Source organism: Aggregatibacter sp., from assembly GCF_057314075.1.
In genome coordinates this window covers 1-16,455 of the sequence record NZ_DBHLAR010000001.1, presented here as the reverse complement: position 1 = coordinate 16,455, position 16,455 = coordinate 1, and the positions used below count along the sequence as shown (strand labels likewise).

At 44.6% G+C, this 16,455-nt stretch carries 14 protein-coding genes and 3 tRNA genes; 13 read left to right on the top strand and 4 right to left on the bottom strand.

The features are described 5' to 3' along the window. Positions 1–12: 12 nt before the first annotated feature. The 6 genes from ACO5E4_RS00085 (at position 13) to ACO5E4_RS00060 (ending at position 3,381) form a co-directional block, all read left to right on the top strand. Entirely contained in the window at positions 13–561 is a 549-nt protein-coding gene (locus ACO5E4_RS00085) for an outer membrane protein (RefSeq protein WP_485861643.1), read from the top strand. Between the two features lie 120 nt (positions 562–681). Next, positions 682–912 (top strand): YceK/YidQ family lipoprotein, encoded by a 231-nt coding sequence (locus tag ACO5E4_RS00080; protein ID WP_485861642.1) that lies wholly within the window; start codon positions 682–684, stop codon positions 910–912. Between the two features lie 9 nt (positions 913–921). Then, positions 922–2,937: a DNA helicase Rep gene (rep, locus tag ACO5E4_RS00075; RefSeq protein WP_485861682.1), complete on the top strand. Its 2,016-nt coding sequence runs from the start codon at positions 922–924 to the stop codon at positions 2,935–2,937. A 125-nt stretch (positions 2,938–3,062) separates the two neighbouring features. Beyond that, a tRNA-Ser gene (locus ACO5E4_RS00070) sits at positions 3,063–3,156 on the top strand. Positions 3,157–3,173: 17 nt separating this feature from the next. Continuing rightward, positions 3,174–3,250: transfer RNA gene (locus ACO5E4_RS00065), tRNA-Arg, on the top strand. Positions 3,251–3,304: 54 nt separating this feature from the next. Next, positions 3,305–3,381: transfer RNA gene (locus tag ACO5E4_RS00060), tRNA-Arg, on the top strand. A gap of 70 nt (positions 3,382–3,451) precedes the next feature. Here ACO5E4_RS00060 and ACO5E4_RS00055 read toward each other — a convergent pair. Continuing rightward, entirely contained in the window at positions 3,452–3,832 is a 381-nt protein-coding gene (locus ACO5E4_RS00055) for a PRD domain-containing protein (RefSeq protein ID WP_485861641.1), read from the bottom strand. Positions 3,833–3,957: 125 nt separating this feature from the next. On the opposite strand from ACO5E4_RS00055, the gene ACO5E4_RS00050 reads away from it, so the two are divergent. The 4 genes from ACO5E4_RS00050 to purT all read left to right on the top strand — a co-directional run bounded on the left by ACO5E4_RS00050 (position 3,958) and on the right by purT (position 7,028). Continuing rightward, on the top strand, positions 3,958–4,560 hold the full coding sequence (locus ACO5E4_RS00050) for a beta-phosphoglucomutase family hydrolase (protein WP_485861640.1): 603 nt from the start codon (positions 3,958–3,960) through the stop codon (positions 4,558–4,560). A 69-nt stretch (positions 4,561–4,629) separates the two neighbouring features. Next, positions 4,630–5,115: a YqaA family protein gene (locus tag ACO5E4_RS00045; RefSeq protein WP_485861639.1), complete on the top strand. Its 486-nt coding sequence runs from the start codon at positions 4,630–4,632 to the stop codon at positions 5,113–5,115. 215 nt (positions 5,116–5,330) lie between these two features. After that, on the top strand, positions 5,331–5,837 hold the full coding sequence (gene luxS / locus ACO5E4_RS00040; protein WP_314956566.1) for an S-ribosylhomocysteine lyase: 507 nt from the start codon (positions 5,331–5,333) through the stop codon (positions 5,835–5,837). A gap of 9 nt (positions 5,838–5,846) precedes the next feature. Further along, a complete protein-coding gene (purT, locus tag ACO5E4_RS00035) occupies positions 5,847–7,028 on the top strand; it encodes a formate-dependent phosphoribosylglycinamide formyltransferase (RefSeq protein ID WP_485861638.1) in 1,182 nt (393 codons plus the stop codon). Between the two features lie 71 nt (positions 7,029–7,099). Here purT and rluA read toward each other — a convergent pair whose 3' ends face one another. Both rluA and rapA read right to left on the bottom strand, forming a co-directional pair. Continuing rightward, positions 7,100–7,759, bottom strand: a complete 660-nt coding sequence (gene rluA / locus ACO5E4_RS00030; protein ID WP_295975404.1) for a bifunctional tRNA pseudouridine(32) synthase/23S rRNA pseudouridine(746) synthase RluA — start codon at positions 7,757–7,759, stop codon at positions 7,100–7,102. A 2-nt stretch (positions 7,760–7,761) separates the two neighbouring features. Next, positions 7,762–10,617: an RNA polymerase-associated protein RapA gene (gene rapA, locus ACO5E4_RS00025; protein WP_485861637.1), complete on the bottom strand. Its 2,856-nt coding sequence runs from the start codon at positions 10,615–10,617 to the stop codon at positions 7,762–7,764. Between the two features lie 190 nt (positions 10,618–10,807). Between rapA and pnuC the strand changes: the two genes are divergently transcribed. Beyond that, a complete protein-coding gene (pnuC, locus tag ACO5E4_RS00020; protein WP_314956554.1) occupies positions 10,808–11,497 on the top strand; it encodes a nicotinamide riboside transporter PnuC in 690 nt (229 codons plus the stop codon). Between the two features lie 57 nt (positions 11,498–11,554). Here pnuC and ACO5E4_RS00015 read toward each other — a convergent pair whose 3' ends face one another. Continuing rightward, a complete protein-coding gene (locus ACO5E4_RS00015) occupies positions 11,555–12,262 on the bottom strand; it encodes a tRNA1(Val) (adenine(37)-N6)-methyltransferase (RefSeq protein ID WP_485861636.1) in 708 nt (235 codons plus the stop codon). Between the two features lie 88 nt (positions 12,263–12,350). On the opposite strand from ACO5E4_RS00015, the gene srmB reads away from it, so the two are divergent. Further along, on the top strand, positions 12,351–13,679 hold the full coding sequence (gene srmB, locus ACO5E4_RS00010) for an ATP-dependent RNA helicase SrmB (protein WP_485861635.1): 1,329 nt from the start codon (positions 12,351–12,353) through the stop codon (positions 13,677–13,679). A gap of 21 nt (positions 13,680–13,700) precedes the next feature. Next, positions 13,701–16,301 (top strand): DNA mismatch repair protein MutS, encoded by a 2,601-nt coding sequence (gene mutS, locus ACO5E4_RS00005; protein WP_485861634.1) that lies wholly within the window; start codon positions 13,701–13,703, stop codon positions 16,299–16,301. The last annotated feature ends 154 nt before the right edge of the window (positions 16,302–16,455 follow it).

Below are 16,455 nucleotides of genomic sequence, written 5' to 3'. Positions count from 1 at the left end.
ACAGAGGGTCTCATGAAAAAATTAACACTTTTAGCACTTAGCGCGGTTGTTCTTGCTTCAACTTCAGCAGTCGCATCTGATTTCACCGGTTTCGGTGTAGGTGTTGGCGTAGGTACAACCAAATACGAAGATGCAAAACGCATCTCAAACGTAGATTTAATTGCGGACTATGGTTTCAACCATGGCCAAAACGTTGTGGGTATCATTGAAGGTAAGTTCAAACCACACAATTCAACATTAGTCGACAACGCTGACACTAAAGTACAACAAAAAGGCCGTTTAGGTGTGGGCTATTTGCTTGGCTACCGTGCGACCCCATCAGTGTTGCCTTATGCAAAAGTAAGTGCTGAAATCGTAAAATTTGATGCAACAGATCACTACGATGGACTAGTAATCAAAACTACCGAAACAAAAGCCGGTTATGGTTTAGGTGCAGGTGTAAAAGCGAACTTAGCACCAAATTTTGAATTAGGTTTGGAATATTTACGTACTAGTCACAAATTTGATGGTGAAAATGTTAAAGGTAATACCTTCAGCACCAATGCATCTTACCGTTTCTAATGTAATGTAACTTAAATTTTATTGCGCCGAAGGAAAACCAACGGCGCAATTTTTTTGCCCGAATAATCTTGTGCAAACCTTTCCACATCTTTTCTTATTTGGTGTAAAATCCGCCCGCTTATGAAATTTCAACTCTTAAAAACACTGCTTTTTTCGACCGCACTTTTCACCACAAGCGCCTGTGGTACCGTGGTAAAGCTGGTGGATCCAACGGAACCTTATAGTGCCTATGCCGGCACGAAATATGATGTCGAGATGGCAACGCGCTGGGGCTTGCCAATTTTGGATGTGCCGTTGTCTTTTCTATTGGATACAGCACTACTGCCTTATGCGTGGTCGCAAAGTGAATAATCAATGACTATGAAACTCAATCCGCAACAACAACAAGCCGTGGAATATGTGTCCGGCCCCTGCCTCGTTTTGGCGGGTGCAGGCTCTGGAAAAACGCGCGTCATCATCAACAAAATCGCTCACCTCATTGGTAAGTGCGGTTATCTTCCAAAGCAAATCGCCGCTGTCACTTTCACCAATAAAGCCGCACGCGAAATGAAAGAACGTGTGGCGCATTCTATTGGTAAGGAATCCTCCAAAGGGCTAATTGTATCCACCTTTCACACTCTCGGGTTTGACATTATTAAACGTGAATACAAGCACTTAGGTTTAAAAGCGAACATGACGCTGTTTGATGAACATGATCAAATGGCATTGTTAAAAGAGCTCACCGCTGATCTATTGCAAGAAGACAAAGAGTTACTACGCGCGCTAATTAATCGTATTTCTAATTGGAAGAATGACTTATGTAGTCCACAACAAGCGTTGACATTGGCATGTGATAATCAAGAAAAAACCTTCGCGCATTGTTATGACCGCTATAACAAGCAACTACGTGCTTACAATGCTTTGGATTTTGATGATTTGATTATGTTGCCGACCCTACTGTTCAAACAGAACGAAGAAGTGCGGTCAAAATGGCAGGAGAAAATTCGCTATCTGTTGGTCGATGAATACCAAGACACCAATACCAGTCAATATGAGTTGATTAAGTTGTTAGTGGGCGATCGTGCACGTTTCACCGTGGTAGGTGACGACGATCAATCCATTTATTCTTGGCGTGGCGCACGACCACAGAATATGGTGCGATTACGCGATGATTTTCCGGCGTTACGGGTGATTAAACTGGAACAAAATTACCGTTCTAGCCAACGCATTTTACATTGCGCCAATATCCTCATCGATAACAATGATCATGTTTTCGACAAAAAACTCTTTTCCAATTTAGGCGAAGGGGAAAAGTTACAAATTATTGAAGCGAAAAACGAAGAACATGAGGCGGAACGAGTGGTAGGTGAGTTGATTGCTCACCGGTTTATCGCTAAAACCCATTATCGTGATTATGCCATTTTGTATCGTGGTAATCACCAATCGCGCTTGCTGGAAAAAATTCTGATGCAAAACCGTATTCCATACAAAATCTCCGGTGGCACATCCTTTTTCTCCCGCGCGGAAATTAAGGACATGATGGCGTATTTGCGTTTGGTGGTGAATCAAGATGATGATGCGGCATTTTTGCGCATTGTGAATACGCCAAAACGGGAAATCGGTACGGCAACACTGGAAAAATTGGGTTCACTGGCACAAGAAAAACATGTCAGCTTATTTGAAGCGATTTTTGATTTTGAGCTGATTCAACGGGTTACCCCAAAAGCCTATGATGCCTTGCAAAAATTCGCCCGTTGGATTGTGGAATTGAATGACGAAATACAACGTTCCGAACCTGAACGCGCCGTGCGCGCCATGCTGGCTTCGTTACATTATGAAGAATATTTGTATGAATACGCCACCAGCCCAAAAGCGGCAGAAATGCAGAGCAAAAACGTGGCAACGCTGTTTGATTGGGTTGCTGATATGCTCAAAGGCGATGAATTTAACGAGCCAATGAATCTGAACCAAATCGTCACCCGCTTAACGTTGCGCGATATGTTAGAACGGGGCGAAGAGGAAGATGATAGCGATCAGGTACAATTAATGACGCTCCATGCCTCTAAGGGGCTGGAATTTCCGTATGTGTTTTTAATCGGCATGGAAGAAGGTATTTTGCCGCATCAAACCAGCATTGATGAAGACAATGTGGAAGAAGAACGCCGTTTGGCGTATGTGGGTATTACTCGTGCGCAGCAGAATCTGTGGTTTTCTCTGTGCAAAGAGCGACGCCAGTTCGGCGAATTGATTCGCCCGGAACCAAGTCGATTCTTGCTAGAATTACCGGAAGATGATTTGCAATGGGAACGGGATAAACCGCCATTAAGTGCCGAACAGCAACAGGCAAAAACGCAAAACCATATCGCCAATTTACGGGCAATTTTACGCGGGAAATAATCTGTGAATACGAAACTTGGAGTTGTCGAGAAATCGCACAACTAACTTGATTTCAAGCACTTTTCGGAAAAAATAATTTGACTTATTGTCATAAACCCGTATTATACCGCCCACAAACCGATTGTGGTGAGATGGCCGAGTAGGCTGAAGGCGCTCCCCTGCTAAGGGAGTATGGGGTCAAAAACTCCATCGAGGGTTCGAATCCCTCTCTCACCGCCATTTGTTTAATTTGTCTCGCACCCGTAGCTCAGCTGGATAGAGTACTCGGCTACGAACCGAGCGGTCAGAGGTTCGAATCCTCTCGGGTGCGCCATTTTAAATCGACTCTATTGTTTAAAATGGTCTGAGCAAATTAAACGTCAACTACGCACCCGTAGCTCAGCTGGATAGAGTACTCGGCTACGAACCGAGCGGTCAAAGGTTCGAATCCTTTCGGGTGCGCCATTTCACTTATTTATAATTTCCAACTCATTTTCTAGAACAACCAAAAGTGCAGTCATTTTTTCGTGTATTTTTAACGAAACCGTTCTAACACGTGTGGCTGATCCAATACTAATCCATATACATTTGCCAGAAAATACGTTTGTTCTTCTTCAGGAATCGCCAACGGAATTAATTTCAATATCTTTTGGTGAATCTGTAAAACTTGCGGAAAAACCACCGCACTTTGAATTTCTGCCAAAAAATCGTCATACAACGGCGAAGCTCGATGGCCACGTTGAATCCGCCCCAAGGCACTGGCAATATGCACCAACATCATTTTTACCTGCTCGGTTTCAACATCCACCTGCCAGCGTTGTTGCAAATGCCAACGTACATTCAATACCGTTTGCACAATATGTTCGTCAATTAATTCTCGGACCTGAAATGCCCAAAGTCGTTGTTGAAGATCCATTCGCTCACTCTCAAAAAAGTTGCCCAAGTATAACTGAATCGCCATGAATTAAACGGTGCATTGATCACAAAATTGTAGCAAAATAACTCCCCCTCTCATTTTATTAAAGTAATTCGGAAAGCAACATGTTAGATAATGAAGTAATAAATCAGTATGACGGTTTAATTTTTGATATGGATGGCACGGTCATCGACACCATGCCCAGCCACGCCAAAGCATGGGAAATGGTCGGACAACATTTCGGTTATCCTTTTGATGGCAACTTATTATATGAAATGAGTGGTGCGCCGGTGAAAGAGATTGCTGTAGAAATGATGAAACGCTATGCCATGCCGCTAGATAAATTAGACGATGTCATTGAATTAAAAAGAGAATATGGCAAAAAGCTGATTATGCAACATGCCACATTGTTGCCCGCCGCCAATATTGTTCGCGCCTTTTATAATAAAAAACCGTTGGCATTAGGCACGGGCTCTCACCGCCCTATTGCAAAGATTTTGCTAGACAAATTCGATTTTGAGAAATATTTCTCCGCTATTGTAACCGCCGAAGACATTCAACATCATAAACCGGCACCGGATACGTTTTTACGTTGTGCAGAACTGATTCAAGCTAAACCGCAACGTTGCTTAGTATTTGAAGACGGCGATTTTGGCATCCAAGCCGGATTAAGCGCAGGAATGGACGTGTTTGATGTGAGGGTCAACAAATTAATACGAGGTAATTAGTGATTAAAGACAGGCAATCAAGAAAGATCATGAAAATGACCTATGCACTTATTTTTCACGCATTTCGTCATGTTTGATCTTTTTAGTTGGGAGGGATGGCTTGCACTGCTAGACGAGCATCGACTATGGATGATGTTCGCCAGCGCTTTTCTCAGCGCTACTGTGCTTCCAGGCAATTCTGAAATTATTTTTCTCACCCTCGTCACACCACGCTTATGGACGGGTTCCCATTATTTTTCTTTGGATATTCAAAGCCTATTATGGATTGCTGTTATCGGAAACACGCTGGGCAGTCTGACTACCTATGCGCTTGGGCGCTGGCTTCCTACTTTTAATACACCGCTACAAAATGCAAAACTCACTTGGGTATTAGCAAAAACACAACGTTACGGCAGTGTGGTGTTATTTTTTAGCTGGTTACCGATCATCGGTGATTTATTTTGCGCCGTGGCAGGGTGGTTGCGATTAAATTGGCTACGCTGTTTAATCTTTATGACAGTGGGCAAAATAGTGCGGTACGTTTTTTTGCTATTTTTTGGCGTCGCTATTCTGTAACGCTGGGATTTTCCTGTAGAATGGCAAAAAAAAATGCCTCTCACAAGGAGAGGCGAATAACCTAAGGAACCAATTTTATTAAAACAACTGCAAGTTGCTTGTTAACTCTGACAGCAGTATAACGGAAAAAGTTCGGGAATAATTTGCAAAAATCTCAAAAAAAGTCTCAATTGACTATTTTATAAACAAAAATCACTCCATTTGAGGAAAATAAAATGCCATTACTTGATAGTTTTAAAGTAGATCACACTCGTATGAATGCGCCCGCAGTGCGAATCGCCAAAATAATGCAAACTCCAAAAGGAGATAACATCACGGTTTTTGATTTGCGTTTTACCATTCCCAATAAGGAAAATTTGCCACCGAAAGGCATTCACACACTAGAACATTTATTTGCCGGCTTCATGCGTGATCATCTTAATAGTCAAGATGTCGAAATTATTGATATTTCGCCGATGGGCTGCCGCACCGGTTTTTATATGTCCTTAATCGGTAATCCGAATGAAACCCAAGTGGCACAAGCGTGGGCGGCCTCCATGCAAGATATTCTCAATGTAAAAAATCAACGAGAAATCCCTGAGCTCAATGAATACCAATGTGGTACATACACCGAACATTCTTTGGACGAAGCACATCAAATCGCGCAAAACGTATTAGCGCGCGGTATCGGTGTGAATAAAAACGAAGATTTAACCTTGGATGAAAGCTTACTAAAACAATAAGGAGCCCTTATGACCACCATCGGCACGCCATTAACCCCAAAAGCACTGAAAGTAATGATGCTTGGTGCAGGGGAATTGGGCAAAGAAGTTGTCATTGAATTACAACGTTTAGGTGTTGAAGTGATTGCAGTCGATCGCTATGAAAACGCGCCTGCACAGCAAGTGGCACACCGTGCTTACACCCTTTCCATGTTGGATGGCGCGGCATTACGCGCCGTTGTGGAAAAGGAACGTCCTGATTTTATCGTACCGGAAGTGGAAGCTATCGCCACCGATACTTTACTTGAACTGGAACAAGAAGGGTTCACCGTTATCCCGACCGCCAAAGCCACGAAACTGACCATGAACCGTGAAGGCATTCGTCGTTTAGCCTCGGAAGAATTAGGCTTGCCAACCTCACCTTATGAATTCGTAGATAACTTTGACGACTTCAAAAGTGCGGTCGAAAAAATCGGTGTTCCTTGCGTGGTTAAACCGATTATGTCCTCCTCCGGTCATGGGCAAAGCGTCATTCGCACCCTCGCTCAAATCCAATCGGCATGGGATTACGCTCAAGAAGGCGGACGTGCCGGTGCAGGGCGCGTCATTGTGGAAGGGTTCATTCAATTTGATTACGAAATTACCCAGCTCACGGTGCGCCATGTGAATGGCACCTCATTCCTTGCCCCTATCGGGCATATTCAAATCGATGGCGATTACCGTGAATCTTGGCAACCTCAAGCCATGTCGGAAACCGCATTGAAAAAAGCGCAGGACATCGCGGAGAAAATCACCGGTGCATTGGGTGGTCGTGGGATTTTCGGGGTAGAAATGTTCGTGCGTGGCGATGACGTGATTTTTAACGAAGTCTCCCCTCGCCCACATGATACCGGTATGGTGACCATGATCTCACAAGAATTATCTCAGTTCGCCTTGCACGCGCGCGCCATTTTAGGCTTGCCGATTCCAAGCATCGATTTCATCAGCCCGTCCTCCTCCAAAGCCATTGTGGTAGAAGGTAAATCCAACCAAGTACAATTTGCTAACTTAGAACAAGTACTTGCCGAACCGCAAACCAACTTGCGCATTTTTGGTAAAGGTGAAGTGAATGGTCATCGTCGTTTAGGGGTAATTTTGGCGCGCGACATCAGTGTTGAAAAAGCCTTAGAAAAAGCCCGTCGTGCTTATGACAAATTAGACGTGATTTTATAAGCTCAGCTTATCGTTGAATCCAATTAAAGTGCGGTGAAAAAATACTTTATTTTTTCACCGCACTTTTTTTATTAAAAACCGACCGGTGCGGTGAATTCCATCGTTTCTCCGGTAATCGGATGTTGAATCTGCAGGCTTTCCGCGTGCAAGCAGAGGCGAGGAGACAAGGCCTTGGCTTGCGGATGTGCGTAGAATTTATCACCTAAAATCGGATGCCCAAGTGCCAGCATGTGTAGGCGTAATTGATGGGAACGCCCTGTAATCGGCGTAAGCTTTACGCGTGTCGTATTATTGGGGTAACGTTGTAAAACATCGTAAAAAGTGACCGCTCTTTTGCCTCGTTCAAAGCAAATTTTTTGGCGAGGGCGATTTTCCCAGTCGCAAATCAGCGGCAACTCCACAACCCCATGATCTTGTTCCACATGCCCCCAAACCAGCGCTTGATAATATTTTTTCGGTTCACGTTCACGAAATTGGCGTTTTAACTCGCGATCTGCCGCTTTACTCAAAGCAAACAACAAAATGCCGCTGGTGGCCATGTCGAGTCGATGTGCCGGTTCACAAAAACCGTACTTTTCTTTCACTCGCGACATTGCGCTGTCGTAATATTGCGGCTGATTGCCCGGCACTGAAAGCAAGCCGCTCGGCTTATTCACTACGGCGATGTAATCATCGCGATACACTAAATCCAGCCAAGGTTCTTGCGGCGGATTATATTCAATCAGGGCCATGTTTATTCCTTATTGCTCACAATCACACGCAAGCAATCTAAACGCCAGGTTGCCTGTTGTAACAGCTGTAAAATTTGGGTGCGTTGACGTTCTAACGTGTGAATTTCATCGGTGCGAATGTTTTTATTCACTTTTTGTAACGCGATTAATCGGTTGAGTTCTGCATCCAATTGCTGCTCGGCTTCTTGCTGTGCGGCATTAATAATCTGCTCACTTTGCGCCACCACCAAACGCTCCCCTTGGGCAATCAGCCCTTCAATGCTCGGACGCAGCATTTTCACAATTTTATTCGCCACATTGCGTTCCATCGGCTTCAATTTGCGTTGTAATGTGTCAAATGCCACCTGCGGTGCCAAATCATTACCGCGATTATCCAGCAACAGGCGAATTGGTGTCGGCGGTAAGAATCGGGTTAATTGTAACCCTTGTGGCGCTTGGCTTTCTACCACATAAACCAACTCCAGTAACAGCGTGCCTGATGGCAGATTTTTATTCATCAACAACGCCACGGCGCTTTTTCCAATATCACCGGATGTAATTAAATCAATGCCGTGGTAAATCATCGGATGATCCCAAGTGAGGAACTCCAACTCCTCACGCGCCAACGCCAGTTGACGGTCGAAAGTGACCGTGCCCCCTTCCTCTTTCAAGCCCGGGAAATCCGGCATAAGCATCGTACCTGTGGGCGTAATGACAATGGATTGCTCACCTAAATCTTCCTGTTCCACACCGATAACATCAAACAGATTCAAGGCGAAATTGACCAACTCTTGACTGCCGTCTTGCTCGGCAATGTCTTTTGCCAGCTGCTTCGCCGCCTCGCCACCGTTAGAGTTGAGCTCCAACAACAAATCACGCCCTTGCTCCAACAGCTGTTTCAGACGTAGCCGTTCCTCTTGAGTACGCTCAATTAAGTCCTGACGAGCGTCAAGTGCGATCGGATTTTTCAATGTTTTTTGCAATACTTCGGCAAACTGTTCGAATAATAAAGCGCCCATCGGGCACGTTTCATTGAAGGCATTCAAGCCTAAATGATACCAGTCTGCCAACACGGCTTGCGCACTGTCGGCAAAATACAGCTGATAAATTTGAATTTCTCGCGTTTGTCCAATGCGATCCAAACGCCCGATGCACTGCTCTAACAAATCAGGATTTTCCGGCAAATTAAACAGCACCAAATGACAAGCAAATTGGAAGTTTCGCCCCTCAGAGCCGATTCCGGAACTGAGTAGCACCTGTGCACCATTTTCTTGTTGGGTAAAATATGCCGCCGCACGATCGCGTTCCACAATAGACATTTTTTCGTGGAATACCGCACTACGAATGCCTTCTTTTTCACGCAAAATTTGTTCCAGCTGAATTGCCGTTTCGGCATAACGACAAATCACCAACACTTTTTCCTGTCGATGTTGTTTTAAAAAATCGATGAGCCATTGCACGCGCGGATCAAATTCCCACCATGCCATATTAGCGTTAAGTTCTCGCAGAAAATGTTCAGGATAAAGCGCACATTGCAACGGATTTTCGCCAAAGGCGAGGAGCGCTTTCACTGCATTTTCATATTGCTTCGGTTGAGATAAGGTAATAGGGTGATACACCCTTTTCGGGAAGCCCTGCACGCTTTGACGGGTATTTCGGAAAAATACACGCCCTGTGCCGTGACGGTCAATAAGCTGTTGAATTAACTTCGCCTTGCCGGTTTCAAAATTAATCGACTTCTCCAACAACAAGGAAATCGTGCGCTTTTCATCCACATTTAATGGGCGATTCTCCAGTAATGTCTTTGTGGCTTCAGCAATAGGCTGATAATTTTGCTGTTCCCTTAAAAAGGCCTGATAGTCGTGGAAACGATGTGGGTCCAATAAATTTAAACGGGCAAAATGGCTTTGTTGCCCAAGTTGTTCCGGCGTCGCAGTGAGCAATAACACGGCAGGAATTTGTTGCGTGAGTTGTTGCACCAGTTGATATTCCAAACTTGGATTCACTTCGTCATACACCAAATGATGCACTTCATCGGCAATTAACATATCAAATTCAGCCGCCAAGAGTTGTTGTACACGTTGTGGATGCTGTACCAACCAATCCAAGGCACAAATAATCAGTGATTCGGTCGTAAAGGGATTCACTTCTTCCCGCTCTTCTGCTGCGGCAAAATCAGCGCAACGTTCTTCATCAAACAACGAAAAGTGCAAATTAAAACGACGCAGCATTTCCACCAACCATTGATGTTGTAGTGTTTCCGGCACGATAATCAACACTCGGCGCACTTTCTCGGCAAATAATTGCTGCTGCAAAATCATGCCGGCTTCAATGGTTTTACCTAAACCCACCTCATCGGCCAACAACACACGTGGCGCAATGCGCTGCCCGATTTCTTTCGCAATGTGTAATTGATGAGGAATTAACCCGGCGCGGATACCGCGTAAGCCGCGTAAGGGCGACTGAAATTGTGCTTTTTGGTATTGCAACGCTTGGTAACGCAACACGAAATGGTCATTACGATCAATCTGTGCGGAAAACAAGCGCTCTTGCGGTCGACAAAAAGAAATGCGATGAGCCAATTCCATTTCACTGACAACACGGTCTTCCTTGTCCTCTTGTTGCACCAAATAAAACAGCAAGCCATTATTTTCTGCCACATTGAGCACTTCACCATGCCAGCCTTCCACATGCTGAATCAAATCACCGATACGAAATTGCACACGATTTAACGGCGCATTTTGTACCGAATAAATACGTTGTTCTTGTGCTGCTGGGAAATCAATTGTCACTTGCCGAAAATCCACGGCACGAATGACTCCCAAGCCTAAATTATTTTCCGTTTCACTGATCCAACGCTGCCCAACCACAAAAGTCATGATGTTCTCTCTACTGATAAAAAGGCGTTATTTTAGCCCTGTTACGATGAAAAAGAAATGATACGGCCCATTCATGTTTAACGTAACAACATCTTTTTTGTGATAAACAACACAAAAAAGTAGCAAATCCTTTACATTCTAAAAAATACTTTCTAATATGACCGCACTTTATCCCATTTGTGAGGTAACTATGAATCTACAACCGTATTTACATCAAGTAAAACAAGAACTTTTTTCCGATTGGAAACCTTTTGAAGTGTTTTGGCTATTTCTCTTTATTGCCGCACAAATTGTTGCTTTCATATTAGATCCACAATCGCCCCTAGCTATGATTTCCGGTATTGCCGGCGTAATTTGCGTGGTGTTTGTCAGTAAAGGAAAAATCAGTAACTACTTTTTTGGTTTGATTTTCGCCTACACCTATTTTTATGTAGCATGGGGCGCTAATTTTATTGGGGAAATGAATACAGTACTTTATGTGTATTTGCCGGCGCAATTTATTGGTTACTTCATGTGGAAAACCCACATGCAACAAGAAAAGAGCGGTGCAGAAAGCGTTATTGCGAAATCACTGACGCTGCAAGGCTGGCTCATCCTTGCCACCACAGTGATTGTCGGTACGTTATTGTTCGTGCAAGCCCTTAATGCGGCAGGCGGCAGCTCCACCGGATTAGACGGTTTAACCACCGTGATTACAGTTTCAGCCCAATTATTGATGATTTTACGCTACCGTGAACAATGGCTTTTATGGATTTTGTTAAATATCCTTTCCATTGCCTTATGGGCGGAAACCCCAGCCATGTATTTAATGTATAGTGCCTATTTATTGAACTCGTTATACGGTTATTACAACTGGACGAAATTAATGAAACAGGCCTAAGAAACAAAGAAAAACACCGCACTTTCTTTAAAAGTGCGGTGTTTTTTTATGATGTTTTTAGAAGTTCAAATAAAAATCCTGCGTCAATGTAACAAAATCGGCGTGATATTGATTCTGGGTGTCGTAGATAATCAATTTGTCATGTCGCAATGTTTGCGGTTGTGTAGCAAAGGTCAGCAACATACGTTGTGGCACTTTACCTTGCTTAGTAATGACATCACAACGCGCAACACAATAAAGTGCGGTGCTTTTTAGCAAAGTTTTTCCTGCGTCAAAAGGTAACACAAAACTGATTTTTCCCTTTGGAGCCAAGCAAGCAGCAGCGGTCTCTAACCAATGTAAATGACTCTGTGAGGCAAAATAACGGGCTGTATTCCGCTCCTCGTTACGACAATCTACCCCTGTTTGAAAATAGGGCGGGTTGGCGACAATCAAGTCGAAGCGCTTTGCTGTTTGAGTACAAAAACTATCTATATCCTGCTGATATACCTGAATTTTATTCTTCCACGGTGAAATTAATACATTTTCACAGGCTTGTTGTGCCGCCGCGTGATCAATTTCCACGGCACAAATTCGGCTTTCGGCACAACTGCGTTGGGCCAACATTAAGGCGATTAAGCCGCTGCCGCTACCTAAATCCAATATCTGTTTTGCCTGCACCACATCCGCCCACGCGCCCAATAAAATACCGTCCGTCCCCACTTTCATGGCACAGCGATCGTGATTCACCTGAAATTGTTTAAAACAAAAAGCCGTATTACTCATCGAAAACACCGTCAAAAAGGACCGCACTTTAACGGTAAAGTGCGGTATAATTCGGCGCAATTTTAATGCTAATGAACAACAAATACCAATGACAAACCTCACTCAATTTGCAGATTTTGATCTCGAGCCTGAATTACTCAACGCCCTCCAGAAAAAAGGCTACCAACGTCCTACTACCATCCAACAGGAAACCATTCCTGTCGCGATGGAGGGCTTTGATGTCCTCGGGTCGGCACCAACCGGCACCGGAAAAACAGCCGCGTTTTTGCTACCGGCGATTCAACACCTATTGGATTATCGACGCCGTAAACCGGGCGCACCGCGTGTGTTGATTCTTACACCAACCCGTGAACTTGCCATGCAGGTGGCGGAACAGGCGGAAGAACTTTCCTGCTTCACCAAGCTCAGCATTGCAACCATCACCGGTGGGGTGGCGTATCAAAATCACGGCGAGATTTTCAATAAAAATCAAGACATCGTGGTGGCGACCCCGGGGCGTTTGTTGCAATACATTAAAGAAGAAAATTTTGATTGTCGCGCAGTAGAAATTCTGATTTTTGACGAAGCGGACAGAATGTTGCAAATGGGTTTTGGACAAGATGCGGAAAAAATCTCGGCAGAAACCCGTTGGCGTAAGCAAACGTTGTTGTTCTCTGCGACCCTTGAAGGCGATTTATTGGAAGATTTTGCCAACCGCACATTAAACGAGCCGGTAAAAATTGATGCGGAACCGAGCCGTCGTGAACGGAAGAAAATTCAGCAATGGTATTATCACGCTGACAGCAATGCGCATAAATTCAAATTATTGGCGCGTTTCATTGAGCAAGAGCAAGTCAGTAAGGGCATTGTATTCGTACGCCGTCGGGAAGATGTGCGCGAACTGGCGGAAAATCTACGCAAACGCGGTATTCGCAGCACGTATTTGGAAGGCGAAATGGCGCAAACCCAACGCAATAATGCGATTGATAAACTGAAAAATGGCATAGTAACAGTGTTGGTCTCCACGGATGTCTCCGCGCGTGGTATCGATATTGATGACGTTAGCCACATTATGAATTTTGATTTGCCGTACAGCGCCGATACTTATTTGCACCGCATTGGGCGTACCGCGCGTGCCGGCAAAAAAGGCACTGCAGTGTCTTTCGTGGAAGCGCACGATTATCGTCTGCTGGGCAAAATTAAGCGTTATACCCAAGAAATGCTGAAAGCCCGTGTGATTGAAGGTTTGGAACCGCGCACCAAAGCGCCGAAAGACGGCGAAGTCAAAACCGTCAGCAAAAAACAAAAAGCGAAAAAATTAGAAAAACGCGAAGCGCAAAAGAAAGCAACTAAAAAAGCTAAAGAACGTCATCAAGATCGTAAAAATATTGGCAAACGCCGTAAACCAAGTGCTTCAACAACAGAAATCGCCCAATAATCGCCGGAATAAGATAACGCCATGATGTCAAAAGAGAATTTCGAACAGCATACGCCGATGATGAAACAATATCTGCAACTCAAAGCGGAGAATCCGGATATTTTGTTATTTTATCGCATGGGCGATTTTTACGAGCTGTTTTACGACGATGCAAAACGCGCCTCCGCACTGTTGGATATTTCGCTGACCAAACGCGGACAATCTGCAGGGCAACCAATTCCCATGGCAGGCGTGCCTTATCATGCAGTGGAAGGCTATTTAGCGAAGTTGGTGCAGTTAGGGGAGTCTGTCGCCATTTGTGAACAAATCGGTGATCCGAATACGGCGAAAGGCCCCGTTGAACGCCAAATTGTGCGCATTGTCACGCCGGGCACGGTGAGCGATGAAGCGCTGTTACCGGAACGGCAAGACAACCTCATTGCCGCGGTGTATCAGGAAAAAGATCATTTTGGTTTGGCGACCTTAGACATGACATCCGGTCGTTTTCAGCTATGCGAACCGCAATCCAAAGCGGATTTGCAAACGGAATTACAACGCATCTCGCCGGTAGAATTGCTTTATTGTGAGGATTTTGCTGATTTTCAGCTAATCGAACACGCTAAAGGTTTGCGTCGTCGCCCTATTTGGGAATTCGAGCTAAAAACCGCCATTCAACAGCTTTGCCATCAATTTAACACCAAAGACTTGTGCGGATTCGGTGTGGAAAAAGCGATTCTGGGTTTATGTGCCGCCGGTTGTTTATTGCAATACGCGCGCGAAACGCAACGCACCGCCTTGCCCCATATTCAAAGCATTCATCTCATTCAACACAGCGAAAATATTCAGTTGGACGCCGCAACCCGTCGCAATCTGGAGCTCACTCAAAATCTGGCGGGGGGGACGGAAAACACGTTGGCGGCGGTATTGGATAAATGCGTCACCCCGATGGGCAGTCGCTTGCTCAAACGCTGGATTCACCAACCGATTTGCGATGTAGAAAAACTCACTCAACGTCAACAAGCCATTGGTGCAATTTTAGAACAGGATTTAGTGGCGGATTTACAACCTTATTTGCAACAAGTGGGTGACATGGAACGCATTTTGGCACGCGTGGCATTACGCACCGCCCGTCCGCGTGATTTAACCCGTTTGCGTACCGCATTGGAGCAGATTCCTTATATAAAAAATCAGTTGGCTGAAAAAACGTCCGCCAAAATGACCGCACTTTACCAGCAACTAGGTGATTTTTCGGCACAATTTGACCTGTTACAACGGGCGATTATTGACAGCCCACCGGTGTTAATTCGTGATGGTGGTGTCATTGCGACAGGCTACAATGCCGAATTGGATGAGTGGCGTGAATTAGCCGACGGTGCCACCCGTTATTTGGAAGATCTGGAACAGCGGGAACGGGAAAACACCGGCATTGATACCTTAAAAATCGGTTTTAATGCGGTGCACGGTTATTATATTCAAATTAGCCAGGGGCAAGCCCATAAAGCACCGATTCATTATGTGCGTCGTCAAACCTTAAAAAATGCCGAACGTTATATCATTCCTGAATTGAAAACCTATGAAGATAAGGTGTTGAAAGCAAAAGGCGCTTCTTTGGCGCTGGAAAAGCAGCTATACGATGAAATTTTCGACCAATTATTACCGCACTTGGGTGACTTACAGCTTGCCGGTTTGGCATTAGCCGAATTGGATGTGCTCACCAATTTAGCGGAGAGGGCGGAAAGCCTGAATTATGTGGCGCCGACCTTCTTGGAAAAAACAGGTATTCATATTCAAAACGGCCGTCACCCTGTGGTGGAACAAGTATTGAAGGAACCGTTTATTGCTAACCCAACAGAGCTTACCGAACAGCAACATTTCCTCATTATCACCGGCCCGAATATGGGTGGTAAAAGTACCTATATGCGCCAAACGGCATTGATTACCTTAATGGCGTACATGGGCAGTTTTGTGCCGGCAGACAGTGCGATAATTGGCCCTGTTGATCGTATTTTTACCCGTATCGGTGCTTCTGATGATCTCGCTTCAGGGCGCTCAACCTTTATGGTGGAAATGACGGAAATGGCGAATATTCTGCATCAAGCAACAGACAAAAGTTTGGTGTTAATTGATGAAATCGGCCGTGGAACCTCCACTTACGACGGTTTGTCCCTTGCTTGGGCTTGTGCCGAATGGTTAGCGAAGAAAATCCGTTCTTTAACCTTATTCGCCACCCACTATTTTGAGCTCACTGTGCTACCGGAACAGGTACAAGGCATCGGCAATATTCACTTAGATGCCATTGAGCATAATGACACTATCGCTTTCATGCATGCCGTACAAAAGGGTGCTGCCAGTAAAAGCTACGGTCTTGCGGTTGCTGCTTTGGCGGGTGTGCCACAACAAGTCATCAAGATCGCTAAACAAAGATTGGCACAATTAGAAAAACTGTCACAGCAAAACGCCAACCAACAGATTCTGGATCTTCGTTTATTAAATCAACGCCAAGGTGAATTAGCATTTGATCAGGCAGAAGATGAAAATAAGGAGATGTTATTGAATATGTTACAAGAATTAGATCCGGATGAATTAAGTCCAAAACAGGCGTTAGCCTATTTGTATCAGTTAAAGAAAATGGTAAAGCAGTAAAATAGGAAAGAAAAAAACCGCACTTTAGATAAAAAATCTAAGTGCGGTTTTTCTTATCTTTTATCTCTAACCTTTATGCTAACTTAGGTTCCACTCTAAAATATTCCGCTTTACTTTATTTTTTCCCACACACCCCAAAAGCAAAAACCCCCAA